Genomic DNA, 11,708 nt, shown 5'->3' with positions numbered 1-11,708 from the left:
GACCTGGGCGAGATGAACAAACTGCTGGTTAAAAAGGTGGAGGAACTTACCCTATACGCCATTGAGAGCGAGCAGAAAAACGAAGCACATCAGCAAAAGCTTGTCGGCCAGGAAAAACGAATAAAAGCGCTGGAAAGTAAATTGAATATCCTGCTTTCAAAATCCAAATAACAATCCCAATCTCATCATAATTTATGAAGATCCAAGTCTTTTTTCCGGCAATAGCGCTGGCCTTGTGCTGCCTTGTAATGAACAGTACTGCACAGGTAACCAATCTTAGCTATGTTCCCACGGTGGTCCCGCAATCGCCCAACTAAAAAATCAGTGTCTTTAATTAAAAGATTAGATAATAGCTAAATAGCAGACACCATCTATTGATGGTGACTCCCACGCAAAGCTTGCAATGAAAGTTAATTGCCCAAAGGTTAAATTTGCCTGATTCGCATAAAAAATTAAATGTAGGTACTATATTAGGGCAAATTTAACCTGTCACATTTATGAAAAAAATTCTCCTTGTAATGGTGCCATTATTTTTGGCTATAGGCGATTGCTATGCGCAAACTACTCTTTCAGTCGACGGTAATGGCGTCTTAAACTATTCTAAAATAGTTACGCAAAGCCCATTTGCCCAGTCGTTTTTTACGGGACATCAAACGGGGACCACATACAGTTATCCGAATGGAATATTCAGGGCATGGACAGATAATAGCAATGGCAGTGCCAACTATTATTATGATGGCGTTACCAATGGAACGACCAACTATTATGTGAGAGCAGATGGACAAGGGTACTTCGCCGGCAGAGTTGGAATCGGCACAACAAGCCCGTCAGCGGTTATGGAGATGACAGGAGGGGGCGTGACATCATCGATCGCAAACGTTGCTACCACCCTGACAATGAGAATAAATACGGCCAATCCGCCGATATCACTTGGAGTGGGCTATGTGTCTACAGATAATCCGATGATACAAGGCTTTAACAGTGTCACAAATACGGCTAAAAACATTGCAATCAATCCTTTTGGCGGCAATGTAGGTATTGGGACAATCAATCCGGATGCATTATTGGCTGTAGCGGGTACCATCCATTCACAAGTTGTAAAAGTTGATATGAGTGGCTGGTCGGACTTTGTGTTTGATCCTCAATATAAGCTTCCTGCGCTTGCAGATGTGAAAGCGTATATAGACCGGAATCATCATCTGCCAGATGTACCCTCAGAGAAAGAGGTTATAAAAAATGGATTGAACGTCGGTGAGATCAGCAAAATACAGACTAAAAAGATTGAGGAACTGACACTCTACCTGCTTGAAAGTGAAAAGCAATTAAAACAGCAGCAATTACAAATCGATAATCAACAGCAGCAAATCGATGATTTACGGACACAGCTTAAAGCGCTAATTATTCTATCAAAAAGGAAAGAATAAAACATTTCATGCTTTCATGAAACTCAATGCGTGGTTTCTAATACCGGCGGGAGTGAATTTAATGTGAGCTGTGTAAGAAAAAGAGGAAACGGCTTATTTCCAATAGAAAAGACAAGTAGTTAAAAAGATAACAGACAGACCTTAGATCAGTGCTGATCTGTATTCAATTGAACAAACGGAAGACGGGTTGTGAATTAAGAGAAGAAATAAGCAAGACAAACAAAAACAGGAGCAGATAGACCGGTTAAAGCAGTAGGTGGAAACTTTAAATAAAAATGCCCGGAAAAGTCAATAAGACCAGGCTTATCATGTATGAAATATATTTTCTCGCTCTTAGCCGCGCTACTGAGATGAGCGAAGTGCTGAGCTACGATAACATGGGTAATATCCGAACCCTGAGTCGTGATGGCGGGTAGTGGCATTACCATTGGCATCGTAGACATAGGCGTTTGTGGCTAGCGGCCCGCCGGTAATCTGGTTGAGCCGGTTTACCGGGCGCAACAGCAAGGACTTTACCTACAATATGCTGAACCTGCCGGCAACAGTAAGCGCGGGCATCAGTTATACTTATGACGCTACGGCCGAAAAGCTGAAGCTCGTTCAGATCAGATATGTGATGCACTTCGTTCTAAGGAGCGTACAAAACTTCAGGAAGCCACTGACCTGCCTGACCATTATTATCCATGAAAAAAGTTTCCTGATCAACCGGAGCATTTCGTTGATCACCTGATCACAAATCTAAGGCACGATCAGTCTGCTTATACCGTTATATTCAACCAGTTTCTCTATCACCAATGATGAACGCCCGATTACCCCGCATTTTAGCTGCTTCCTGTCTGATATTCCTCATCTATCTTCCCTTTGGATGCGGGCTTGTTACATCCTTAGGTCAAAACCCTAAAGGTGAAGCACTGACTGCAATAAACAAACAGCCGAATTATGTAAACGGGGAGTTCCGGAACCTGCAGTATAGAGATGACACCACTCAGATCAAACGAGTCGGAATGCTGAAGCTATTCTTTGGGAAACCTGATTCGGTTAATCCCCCGAGGCAGCTTCCCTGGGTCAAAACCGATCTGAAAAAATTGCCGGATGATAAGCCTGTTGTGGTGTGGTTCGGCCATTCCACAGTGTTGATCAGGCACCACGGTATCAACATACTTATCGATCCTATTTTCAGCGACAATGCCGGGCCAATACCCGGTTTAATAAAGGCCTTTAAGGGTGCCACAAATTATAACGCCGAAGATCTGCCACCGATCGATGTTATCATTATATCGCACGATCATTACGATCATCTTGATCACCGTACGCTCAAAAAATTACGCAGGCAGGTTAAGAAAATAGTAGTTCCGTTAGGAGTGGGTTCTCATCTGAGATACTGGGGATATAAACCGGAACAGATCAGGGAGCTTAACTGGCACCAATCGTATGTGTTGCCCGACGGTTCAAGTATTACCGCCACACCGGCAAGGCATGGCTCCAACCGCACTTTTGCAGCTAATAAAACTTTGTGGGCTTCCTATGTGATCAAGACAGGCGATTACCGTATATTTTATAGCGGAGATAGTGGCTTTGGACATCACTTTAAAACGATCGGCTCACAATACGGCCCCTTTGATCTGGCGCTCATCGAATGCGGACAATACGGACCAAACTGGCCGCATAGCCATATGCTTCCCGTACAAACGGCACAGGCAGCAACTGATCTGCAGGCCAGCGTCCTGCAACCGGTGCACTGGGCGAAGTTTGCCGAAAGCGCACACATTTGGAACGAGCCGGTAAGGCTGCTGCTTCCGGCAGCAAAGAAGTCAGGGCTCACTGTGACTATTCCACGCATTGGCGAACCCTATGTGATCGGCACCACTCCGCTAAACCTCATTTGGTGGGAATTACGATAAAAAGCCCTTTACCCCACAATTGCCCAATGCTCAAAATGATTCCTTATATTTGATTCTTGCAAAACAAAAAGCATGGATATCATTTCAGTGGACAGGTTTTATCAGGAGGCTTCTGCCGCCTTAAATAAAGACATCAGCCAGTTACTCCCGGAGGGACTGACCAAGGAAGTCGGACATTTTAACGTGTTTGATGTGGCCGAACTGATAAAGCTTGTAAAGGTAAAGCCAAATATGACCTATAACAGGCGCGCTTATTATAAGATCAATCTCATCGACGGCCGCAACAGGGCAGAATATGCAGATAAGGTCATTGATATTGAAAAGCAGGCGCTGATGTTTACTACGCCTAAAGTACCTTATACCTGGCTTCCGCAGGATATGGATCAACGTGGCTACTTTTGCCTTTTTACTGCCGATTTTTTGGCTCAATCTAAAAGCGGGGTCGTCCTGGATGACCTTCCTATATTTAAACCCGGCGGTTATCCCTGTTTTCATATATCGGAAGAGGAGAAGATAGAGATACGAGCGATATTTCAAAAAATGTATAAAGAGATCAATTCTGACTATGTCTATAAATACGACCTGATACGCAACTATTTAATGGAGCTTATCCATTACGGGCAAAAGCTGCAGCCTGCTACTGATCTTTATAAGGAGCACAATGCCGCGGCCCGCGTGTCATCTCTGTTTGCTGAACTATTGGAACGTCAGTTTCCAATTGCGTCACCCTTTCAGGGGCTGCAGTTACGTACACCAAAAGATTACGCCGATCAGCTTTCTATCCACGTCAATTATTTGAACAGGGTATTAAAAGAACAGACCGGACAGACCACCAAGAACCTGATCAGTAACAGGATCATCCAGGAAGCAAAGATCCTGCTCAGACAAACGGAATGGAACGTGTCCGAGATCTCGCTTAGCCTGGGATTTGAGGAAGTGGCCCATTTCTCTAATTTTTTTAAGAAACAGACCGATAGTTCTCCTTTAGCCTTCCGGAATTAAGATAAAGGTTTGTTTTTTGCAAACATTGTTTTGATTCTTGCAAAGGCCTATTCACCCGTTCTTCCCAACTTTGTTCTATCAAATCTAAAGCAGATGGAATTAAGTAAAAACACTATTTTAATAACCGGCGGAACAAGCGGATTTGGGTTCGAGTTCGCCTCAAAGCTGATCGGACTCGGCAATACGGTGATCATCACCGGAAGAAATGCCCGAAAACTTGAAGAGACCAAACAGATCTTGCCGGGTGTACACACCATACAAAGTGATGTCAGCAAAATTGATGATATCAGCAGTTTATACGAGCAGGTCATTAAAGAATTTCCTGGCCTGAATATCCTGATCAATAATGCCGGGGAGATGCGTAAGATCTTCCTAAATGATGACCATGACCTGTCTGATATTACCCGGGAAGTAGAAATCAATTTAATGGGGCCCATCCGTATGGTCCAACAATTCCTGCCCCACCTCAAACGGAAGCCTAACGCGGCCATTATGAACATTACATCGGGCATCGCCCTGATGGCTTTTCCTATAGCTCCTGTTTACGGTGCCTCAAAGTCAGGGCTACGCTCTTACACGCAATCATTGCGGGTGCAGTTGAAAAATACCAATGTTAAAGTATTCGAGCTTGTTGCTCCGGGTTCCACAACCCCTTTGAATGATAAATTCAAAAACGACGAAGGATTTAACGAAAAGATGTTAATGGCTCCGGACAAGCTGATAGACGAGGCGATCAAGGGGATGAAAAACGATTCCTATGAGATCTATCCCGGCTTGGCTAAGGTTATACGCATTATGACCAGGCTTGCTCCAAAATTAATACTTTCCCAATCCGCCAAAATGTACGAAAAAGTCGTATCAGCTAAATAAACTTTCACTACTCATTCATTAACAATTAATTATGAAAAGAATAACTCTTCTCACTGGTATACTGTTGCTTATGGTTACCGGTTCATTCGCACAATCGCTGTCACCGGACAAGATCCTGGGGGTGTGGTTTTCGGCAGACAATGCCATGAAAATAGAGATATTTAAATCAGGCAATACCTATTCCGGCAAGCTTTTAGAAGCGAAATTCATGTTTGAAGCTGACGGTAAAACGCCTAAAAAGGATACTGAAAATCCTAAAGAGAAACTCAGAAGCCGCTCAAGGCAGGGTCTTGTACATATTACCGAGCTGACCTACAAGGACGGGAAATATATCAATGGGGTATTATACAGTGTAGAGAATGGCGGTACCTATAGTATCAAAGGCGAGTTAAAAGGCCCCAACGATCTTGAAACAAGGGGTTATAAAGGTGTTCCCATGATGGGCAAAACTTTCAAATGGACGCGGGTACATTAGACAGTTTAACAACCCGCTGTTGCCAAAAAGCGCAGAGGCTGCGTTTCCACTAATCGGAATATAATCCGGTATAACATATAAAACTAAAAAACAGAACAATGAAAATTTTAACAATGCCTGTAACCAATGACAAGGCCATTGGTGAATTAACAGATCCCAGGATCGTTGATGTGATCTGGAATTTCGGAAGTAGAATAAAGGCCGGGGTAAGGCCTCAGTTAGAAAATGCCGTGGAGAGCGCTATCACCCGGTATAACAGGGAGAGCAATACGCTTGTACTTCGCCGCAGCGATGAGGCCGATGCGAATTGCCTCAAGATCGATTTTTCCAAAGGTGAATTTGTAAGCAGAAGAAATAAGATGATTGCCTATCTGGTGAACTTTCTTGGTATGATCATTATGCCTGCCGTTGGTTTTATGATCGGATTTCCCGGACCGCTTGTGCTCAACTATTTCCCCAGGAACATGGTAAAATCGGAGCTTGCGATATCTTCAAGCAAGCAATTGATCTTCAAAAAAATCAAAAAGATCAATGCCTGGACATGGGTATTGTTTGTCAATGCAAAACGCAAGGAAGATAAGTTAGTTACCGACTATTCTGAACGTCTTTACCAGGCCTTTAAGGGGCTGCAAATGCAGAACGTGGTAAGCTGAGACCAAACCAAACCATTTAATTCAATTAAAAATGAAAATTATTAGTGGCATACTCATTCTTATAACAGCTGTCCTTAGCATAAAGCACGGCTGGGACGGTTTCCATATCGACGCCAATCCAGAGCAGGCAAAGATGGCCGCAGAACTGGGCATCGGAAGATCGGTTATACTTTTCATGAGCGTTGTTGGCATCGCTGTTGGTATTGCCGTGCTTTTTCCACAAACATACTATATCGCATGTATGGTAAACGCCGTGACCATAGTCCTGATCATGGGATTATCCCTTAAGTCCGGCAACTATAAAACAGCGTTGATCGAAATTCCCTTTCTAATGATACCGCTGCTTATCATCTATTTGGGGCATCCTTTTAAAAAGTAATGGATAATGAACATTTTGAAGCTTTTTGGTGGCCAACAGGACAGGGCGGTAATGGAAAATTGCTACCTTACGAAAAGCAGTTCTACATCTGCCTGAAACTGAATATAACAACGGTAAAAAAGCCTACGCTTATTTTCTGTTGTTCAGATAACCTGGAATGGGATGATAACGATCCGGGCTATTTACTATCATTTGACAAGCCCTTTTTCCATAAAGGTGTCTGGTGCAATTTCGAAGGCATTCATCTTTTTAAGGACAACCAACCCATCAGTATTGAATTGGAAGATGAAGATGTAAAAATACTGGCACCGATTTTTGACAAAGTGTTTAATAGCGTTGAATCAGATTATATCTACAAATATGACCTGATACGAACCTATATCTTTCAGATCATCCACCTCTTGATCAAGTTACACATTCAAAGGACGGATATTATGAAGTCACCTATCCGCTATGTTAAGCTGACCACTTGCGGTATCGATATGTTCGTCCGGATAAAACTCGGACATAAAAATTAATAACTGTACACACTAAAACCATACAATCATGTTCATTCACAATTTGTTAGTTTCTTGTTTTCACTTCTTGGAAAAGGGGACCTCAGGCCGCGTCATGGCCTCAACGGTATTTACCGCATTTTTGATCCTACCCTTTAGTGTAAAGGCACAAACTCAGGATAGCATAGTCAAGAAGGTTACCCGTTCCGCTGCCGAAACGTTTGCTGAACGGATGCCTTTTAGCATCGACTTTAAACAGTACGGCAACTATAATTTCACATCTTCACTCAGAGGACAGGATCTTCCGGCCGGTACGGTTACCAACTGGTCACAGTTTACAGCAAGTGCCAACATCAACCTCATACAAAGGCGTCGCTGGCTTCTTCAGGGAAATGCATTTTATCGTGTTATAAACGAAGAGTCGAATTTTTCAGGTTCCGTAGCCGGGGTACCTCAGCGATCTAAAAATGAATATCAATATTTCACAGAAGGCCTCAACATCAGTTATTTCTCCAGGTTGTTCGGAAAGACTGTTATTTATTCTGCCGGTGTGAATGTGGATGGTAGTGAAAGGTCCTTTGAGCGGATACGTGGGCTGTTTTTTGGCTCCCTTGTTCTGAAAGCCGACGACAAAACAAGGATGAACGTAGGGCTTTTGGCGAGCACGGACCCCAGTTCAATGTTGCCTGGGGTACCCATACCGACATTTCTTTACCAGCACAAGTTTAATAATGGACTGGAGGCGGACCTGTTTTTACCGCAATATCTGTATGTCCGCAAACAGATGTTTGGAAATGGCAGGCTATCCGCCGGCTGGGAACTTGACCCCAATACAACATTTTTCCTTTACAATGCAGGGCAAGACCGCAAGACCTATCAATATCGCCAGATCGATTTGAACATGGGCTTAGCATATGAACATATACTTCCGGGCCATATCGTTCTTGGCCTTCGGGCCGGCTACCGGATGAATCCTTACAGCCGCGCTTTCGAAAAGGACAGGTCATTTAGTGACTACGCCTGGAAAGCCAGTAATGATCCCGCGCCTTACGTGAATCTGGGTCTCTCATTCAATCCCTTTGCGAAACGTAAAAAGTAAAGTTATCGCAGACCAGGACAGCCTGTCAACGGATCGGATTTGACAGATGATCCCGATGCTGAGCGGCGCGGAAAAAAGCCCGAAGCAGACCCGGTGGGCCCGGCAAAACGACAAAGATTCGCTTTCCAGAACAAATAGTGTATCCATATCAAATATTTTAACGCCAACCCAGCCCGGGAGCTACGTGCTCAAGAATCGAAGACAGTACATGTACATTGTAATCCACACCTAATGTATTGGGTATGGTCAAAAGTACCGTATCTGCTTCCTGAATGGCTTCATCTTTGGCCAATTCCGCGATCAGCTGATCTGGTTCGGCTGCATAGCTTTTTCCGAAGACCGCCCGTTTGTCAGCTTCGATATAGCCGAAGCTATCGGCTCCTTTAGCCTGCTGCCCGAAGTAGGATCGGTCCTGGTCTGTTATTAATGCAAAAATTGAACGGCTCACTGAAACTCTTGGTTCTCGCTGGTGCCCGGCTTTTTTCCAGGCTTCTTTAAACAACCTGATCTGCTCGGCCTGCTGTACGTGAAACGGCTTGCCGCTTTCATCAAACTTTAAGGTAGAACTTTGCAGGTGCATTCCCTGCTCAGCCGCCCAAACGGCCGTGGCATTTGATGCAGCTCCCCACCAGATGCGTTCCCGCAGTCCTTCCGAGTGTGGCTCCAAATGTAGCAAGCCCGGCGGGTTCGGAAACATCGGGTTGGGGTTCGGCTGTGCGAATCCTTCTCCTTTTAGTTTATCTAAGAATTCTAATGCTTTTTTGCGCCCCATATCTGCATCGTTTTCGTCTTCCGCCGGTTCATAACCGAAATGGCGCCAGCCGTCGATAACCTGTTCTGGAGAGCCTCTGCTGATCCCTAATTGTAGTCGCCCGCCGGAGATCAGATCGGCAGCGCCGGCGTCTTCAACCATGTACATAGGGTTTTCATACCGCATGTCGATCACACCGGTCCCGATCTCTATTTTGTTTGTTTTGGCGCCTATGGCCGATAATAAAGGAAATGGTGATGCCAATTGAGCCGCGAAATGGTGGACGCGGAAATAGGCACCGTCTAAACCGATCTCTTCAGCAGCAACAGCCAGATCGATGGACTGAAGCAGGGTATCGCTTGCTGTACGGGTTTTATAAGCAGGATGGTTGGACCAATGTCCAAACGATAAGAATCCAATTTTCTTCATGCTATTGCAAAGCTAATTAATTGCTAGCTCGTTGCGCATCAGGGAAAAGTCAAGCTTTTGTTTACAGTTAAGCTAAGTGGTCTACGCGCTCGGGAGAAATGTGTTCGGCGAACCGCTTGAATAATTCTTTTAGTTTGGGGTTAACGATGTTTCGGCAGAATGGCTTTGACGGGTCCTTGTAATAGTAATCCAGGTAATTTTCTTCATTGAGCCTGAAAGTTTGAAATGGCAAAACCTTGGTGATGACGGGTTCCTCAAATTCATTTTGCAGGTTTTGGATGGCCTGGTTGGCTGCGCCGGCTTGTTTGCTTGTAAATGTGTAAATCGCCGAGCGGTATTTACCGCGCATACTGTGTGCCGCTGTGCAGCTGTGGGTATGCAGGTGGATCGCAATTAAAGTCTGCAGGCTGATCTGCGTTTCATCAAAGCCAACGATAACGGCTTCGGACGGCGTTGTGTTTTCGCCATCGGACGTTATCCAACCTTGTTCGACAATAGTGACCCCTTTGAGCGACCGGAAGATCGCTTCGGTACACCAGTGACAAGAGCCGCCAAATCCGATTTTTTGCATGGTGCAAATTTAGTTGTTTTGAAAGGCAGCTACCAAAGTATTGATCGATTTGAAAGCAAGCTCAATTAGTAGTTTAGCATTTATGCCATCTGACACGGCTGAATGAACCAATGTAATCAGATCACCGGCAATTAGCGGATTGACCGCCTTTTTCCTAACTATCAAACTTTCGAATTTGATGAGCTGATCTACAATGCCTGTTAGTCTTTCACGAACCGATTTTGTATCCGAAAAAAGCGCTTCTGCCTTCTTTGATATTTCTAATGACTCAGCAGCCATGGCGGATAATTCCATAGCAGCCTGGGAAAGCAATTCCGCGTCGTAAGCGGTTGCATTGATCCTTGATCCGATCACCTGTATTTCGACGTATAGTTCTGATTTGTAATTAGTTGCGTTAAGTATGCTGTAAATATTACTGATGTCGCTTGCCAAATTTACAATGGCGTTTGTACTCATCTGTGTGTTAGCTGCATATACAGCCGCAAGGTTGCTTAAACTTTCGTTCATTGGATTTTGGTTGAGGTATACAATATAGGGATTTTACATCGGTGGGCTGACCTTAGCTGCGACTTCATGTTGGTGTCATTAATTTATTTGGGAGCCACGAAACGACCGTACCTCACCGCCATCTAAACATTATATCATTGTGATTGTCTTGATAGTAAATGCTTTAATATGATTAATAAAGCAACGTTTGAATTAAGTCCTATAGGTGATAAACAAATTGGCGGGCTGGCTGGAAGCGGGCTTGGCAAATCAATAGCCGGATGGTTTTCATACAACTTTAAAACACAATTATAATTATAATGGGGTTTTTTGATAAAATATTTGGCGGTGGCCAGGCACAGGCGGCAGCCCCCGGTACTAAATTGAGGGCCGAGTTTAAAGATGCGTCTTTTTTCAAGATGATGATCGGAAACAAACGATCAATGATAAAAATGTACCAGGAGGATAATGAGATGCTAAAGCAGGAGGGAAAATTTACGCCTGTTAATAACTGGATGATCGCAATGGAACACCTTGATCTTGTTTAATTTATTCAACTGGTGGCAATATTAATGAATGTTATGACGAATATATACAAGCTGCCGTTTATTATGGCGAAGGATGGGACCCTGATTCGTTTTATGCTGATATGATTGATATGGTTGCGTTGGGTTATCTGCTTAACGTACCCGAAAGTGTGTTTGATCCGGTGATAAACTACATCAGGCAATCAGACGCGGGATCAAGTTATGAGTTATGGACACCCGATGCTTTGTTATGGCACATCATTAACGCCAAAAAGCCAGGAAGCGGCTCACAGCCTGAAACCCTCATTACTGAAGCTTACAGGGATATTTATGACCTGACGAAAATACCAAAAGCTGATGCGGAGCGTGAAATGAAACTTTACATCGATAAATGGTACCTGTTACATAAAGATGATCCCTGGTATGATAATCATAAGAAGGAACGTTCATACAAAGGCTACTGGTGCCGGGAGGCTGGCGTAGTAACCCAAATTATGGGCCTTGACGATAGCAGCTACGCTGATCATCCTAATTACCCGAAGGATATGGTACACTGGTCGGCCTCGTAATTTTACAACATCAACAAGGTGCTCTTGTAGAAAATTGAATAATAAGAATGATTGAACTCACAAAATGCGTCTTAA

Annotated in this window: 18 protein-coding genes; 14 read left to right on the top strand and 4 right to left on the bottom strand. The window is 44.0% G+C overall.

The window, feature by feature from the left end; all coding sequences use genetic code 11:
- The first annotated feature begins 194 nt into the window (after positions 1 to 194).
- Together WC743_RS20590 and WC743_RS20585 are read left to right on the top strand one after the other, a co-directional pair.
- Complete coding sequence (locus tag WC743_RS20590; RefSeq protein ID WP_373015100.1) at positions 195 to 317, top strand: hypothetical protein; 123 nt, start codon at positions 195 to 197, stop codon at positions 315 to 317.
- Between the two features lie 180 nt (positions 318 to 497).
- On the top strand, positions 498 to 1,424 hold the full coding sequence (locus WC743_RS20585; protein ID WP_373015098.1) for a hypothetical protein: 927 nt from the start codon (positions 498 to 500) through the stop codon (positions 1,422 to 1,424).
- A 194-nt stretch (positions 1,425 to 1,618) separates the two neighbouring features.
- Here the strand turns inward: WC743_RS20585 and WC743_RS20580 are convergent, their stop codons facing one another.
- Positions 1,619 to 1,867, bottom strand: a complete 249-nt coding sequence (locus WC743_RS20580; RefSeq protein ID WP_373015096.1) for a hypothetical protein — start codon at positions 1,865 to 1,867, stop codon at positions 1,619 to 1,621.
- Between the two features lie 8 nt (positions 1,868 to 1,875).
- On the opposite strand from WC743_RS20580, the gene WC743_RS20575 reads away from it, so the two are divergent.
- From WC743_RS20575 to WC743_RS20535, 9 genes are all read left to right on the top strand, one after another.
- Positions 1,876 to 2,154, top strand: a complete 279-nt coding sequence (locus WC743_RS20575) for a hypothetical protein (protein ID WP_373015094.1) — start codon at positions 1,876 to 1,878, stop codon at positions 2,152 to 2,154.
- Between the two features lie 64 nt (positions 2,155 to 2,218).
- Entirely contained in the window at positions 2,219 to 3,325 is a 1,107-nt protein-coding gene (locus tag WC743_RS20570; RefSeq protein ID WP_373015092.1) for an MBL fold metallo-hydrolase, read from the top strand.
- A gap of 72 nt (positions 3,326 to 3,397) precedes the next feature.
- The gene (locus WC743_RS20565) at positions 3,398 to 4,327 is read left to right on the top strand and encodes a helix-turn-helix domain-containing protein (RefSeq protein WP_373015090.1); all 930 of its coding nucleotides are present in this window, start codon (positions 3,398 to 3,400) and stop codon (positions 4,325 to 4,327) included.
- Between the two features lie 93 nt (positions 4,328 to 4,420).
- Complete coding sequence (locus tag WC743_RS20560; protein ID WP_373015088.1) at positions 4,421 to 5,197, top strand: SDR family oxidoreductase; 777 nt, start codon at positions 4,421 to 4,423, stop codon at positions 5,195 to 5,197.
- Between the two features lie 31 nt (positions 5,198 to 5,228).
- Entirely contained in the window at positions 5,229 to 5,672 is a 444-nt protein-coding gene (locus WC743_RS20555; RefSeq protein WP_373015086.1) for a DUF2147 domain-containing protein, read from the top strand.
- Between the two features lie 98 nt (positions 5,673 to 5,770).
- The gene (locus WC743_RS20550) at positions 5,771 to 6,325 is read left to right on the top strand and encodes a hypothetical protein (RefSeq protein WP_373015084.1); all 555 of its coding nucleotides are present in this window, start codon (positions 5,771 to 5,773) and stop codon (positions 6,323 to 6,325) included.
- A gap of 31 nt (positions 6,326 to 6,356) precedes the next feature.
- Positions 6,357 to 6,704 carry a hypothetical protein gene (locus WC743_RS20545; RefSeq protein WP_373015083.1) on the top strand — a complete coding sequence of 116 codons (348 nt, stop codon included), beginning with the start codon at positions 6,357 to 6,359 and terminating at the stop codon, positions 6,702 to 6,704.
- Positions 6,704 to 7,222 carry a hypothetical protein gene (locus WC743_RS20540; protein WP_373015081.1) on the top strand — a complete coding sequence of 173 codons (519 nt, stop codon included), beginning with the start codon at positions 6,704 to 6,706 and terminating at the stop codon, positions 7,220 to 7,222. Before WC743_RS20545 ends, WC743_RS20540 begins: the two co-directional genes overlap by 1 nt.
- 28 nt (positions 7,223 to 7,250) lie before the next feature.
- Positions 7,251 to 8,300, top strand: coding sequence for a DUF6268 family outer membrane beta-barrel protein (locus WC743_RS20535; RefSeq protein WP_373015079.1), 1,050 nt, complete (start codon positions 7,251 to 7,253; stop codon positions 8,298 to 8,300).
- A gap of 157 nt (positions 8,301 to 8,457) precedes the next feature.
- Here the strand turns inward: WC743_RS20535 and WC743_RS20530 are convergent, their stop codons facing one another.
- From WC743_RS20530 to WC743_RS20520, 3 genes are all read right to left on the bottom strand, one after another.
- Positions 8,458 to 9,480 (bottom strand): LLM class flavin-dependent oxidoreductase, encoded by a 1,023-nt coding sequence (locus tag WC743_RS20530; protein WP_373015077.1) that lies wholly within the window; start codon positions 9,478 to 9,480, stop codon positions 8,458 to 8,460.
- 67 nt (positions 9,481 to 9,547) lie between these two features.
- Positions 9,548 to 10,051 carry a peptide-methionine (S)-S-oxide reductase gene (locus tag WC743_RS20525; RefSeq protein WP_373015075.1) on the bottom strand — a complete coding sequence of 168 codons (504 nt, stop codon included), beginning with the start codon at positions 10,049 to 10,051 and terminating at the stop codon, positions 9,548 to 9,550.
- A 9-nt stretch (positions 10,052 to 10,060) separates the two neighbouring features.
- Positions 10,061 to 10,558: a hypothetical protein gene (locus tag WC743_RS20520; RefSeq protein WP_373015073.1), complete on the bottom strand. Its 498-nt coding sequence runs from the start codon at positions 10,556 to 10,558 to the stop codon at positions 10,061 to 10,063.
- A gap of 168 nt (positions 10,559 to 10,726) precedes the next feature.
- Between WC743_RS20520 and WC743_RS20515 the strand changes: the two genes are divergently transcribed.
- From WC743_RS20515 to WC743_RS20505, 3 genes are read left to right on the top strand one after another with little or no spacing between them, the layout of a single operon-like run.
- Positions 10,727 to 10,852, top strand: a complete 126-nt coding sequence (locus WC743_RS20515) for a hypothetical protein (RefSeq protein ID WP_373015071.1) — start codon at positions 10,727 to 10,729, stop codon at positions 10,850 to 10,852.
- 5 nt (positions 10,853 to 10,857) lie between these two features.
- The gene (locus WC743_RS20510; protein WP_373015069.1) at positions 10,858 to 11,085 is read left to right on the top strand and encodes a hypothetical protein; all 228 of its coding nucleotides are present in this window, start codon (positions 10,858 to 10,860) and stop codon (positions 11,083 to 11,085) included.
- Positions 11,085 to 11,633, top strand: a complete 549-nt coding sequence (locus tag WC743_RS20505) for a PoNe immunity protein domain-containing protein (RefSeq protein WP_373015102.1) — start codon at positions 11,085 to 11,087, stop codon at positions 11,631 to 11,633. Before WC743_RS20510 ends, WC743_RS20505 begins: the two co-directional genes overlap by 1 nt.
- The last annotated feature ends 75 nt before the right edge of the window (positions 11,634 to 11,708 follow it).

This window comes from Mucilaginibacter sp., from assembly GCF_041660805.1.
Lineage (GTDB): Bacteria > Bacteroidota > Bacteroidia > Sphingobacteriales > Sphingobacteriaceae > Mucilaginibacter.
Note: the sequence above shows the minus strand (reverse complement) of the source record. Positions and strands in the feature narration are given on the sequence as shown.

What these genes read in the sequence shown, in the direction of transcription:
- WC743_RS20550 (WP_373015084.1), top strand. Translation starts at nt 5,771, where the DNA reads ATGAAAATTTTAACAATGCCTGTAACCAATGACAAGGCCATTGGTGAA.
- WC743_RS20555 (WP_373015086.1), top strand. Translation starts at nt 5,229, where the DNA reads ATGAAAAGAATAACTCTTCTCACTGGTATACTGTTGCTTATGGTTACC.
- WC743_RS20540 (WP_373015081.1), top strand. Translation starts at nt 6,704, where the DNA reads ATGGATAATGAACATTTTGAAGCTTTTTGGTGGCCAACAGGACAGGGC.
- WC743_RS20565 (WP_373015090.1), top strand. Translation starts at nt 3,398, where the DNA reads ATGGATATCATTTCAGTGGACAGGTTTTATCAGGAGGCTTCTGCCGCC.
- WC743_RS20560 (WP_373015088.1), top strand. Translation starts at nt 4,421, where the DNA reads ATGGAATTAAGTAAAAACACTATTTTAATAACCGGCGGAACAAGCGGA.
- WC743_RS20530 (WP_373015077.1), bottom strand. Translation starts at nt 9,480, where the DNA reads ATGAAGAAAATTGGATTCTTATCGTTTGGACATTGGTCCAACCATCCT.
- WC743_RS20520 (WP_373015073.1), bottom strand. Translation starts at nt 10,558, where the DNA reads ATGAACGAAAGTTTAAGCAACCTTGCGGCTGTATATGCAGCTAACACA.
- WC743_RS20525 (WP_373015075.1), bottom strand. Translation starts at nt 10,051, where the DNA reads ATGCAAAAAATCGGATTTGGCGGCTCTTGTCACTGGTGTACCGAAGCG.
- WC743_RS20570 (WP_373015092.1), top strand. Translation starts at nt 2,219, where the DNA reads ATGATGAACGCCCGATTACCCCGCATTTTAGCTGCTTCCTGTCTGATA.
- WC743_RS20580 (WP_373015096.1), bottom strand. Translation starts at nt 1,867, where the DNA reads ATGTCTACGATGCCAATGGTAATGCCACTACCCGCCATCACGACTCAG.
- WC743_RS20590 (WP_373015100.1), top strand. Translation starts at nt 195, where the DNA reads ATGAAGATCCAAGTCTTTTTTCCGGCAATAGCGCTGGCCTTGTGCTGC.
- WC743_RS20585 (WP_373015098.1), top strand. Translation starts at nt 498, where the DNA reads ATGAAAAAAATTCTCCTTGTAATGGTGCCATTATTTTTGGCTATAGGC.
- WC743_RS20510 (WP_373015069.1), top strand. Translation starts at nt 10,858, where the DNA reads ATGGGGTTTTTTGATAAAATATTTGGCGGTGGCCAGGCACAGGCGGCA.
- WC743_RS20545 (WP_373015083.1), top strand. Translation starts at nt 6,357, where the DNA reads ATGAAAATTATTAGTGGCATACTCATTCTTATAACAGCTGTCCTTAGC.
- WC743_RS20535 (WP_373015079.1), top strand. Translation starts at nt 7,251, where the DNA reads ATGTTCATTCACAATTTGTTAGTTTCTTGTTTTCACTTCTTGGAAAAG.
- WC743_RS20515 (WP_373015071.1), top strand. Translation starts at nt 10,727, where the DNA reads ATGATTAATAAAGCAACGTTTGAATTAAGTCCTATAGGTGATAAACAA.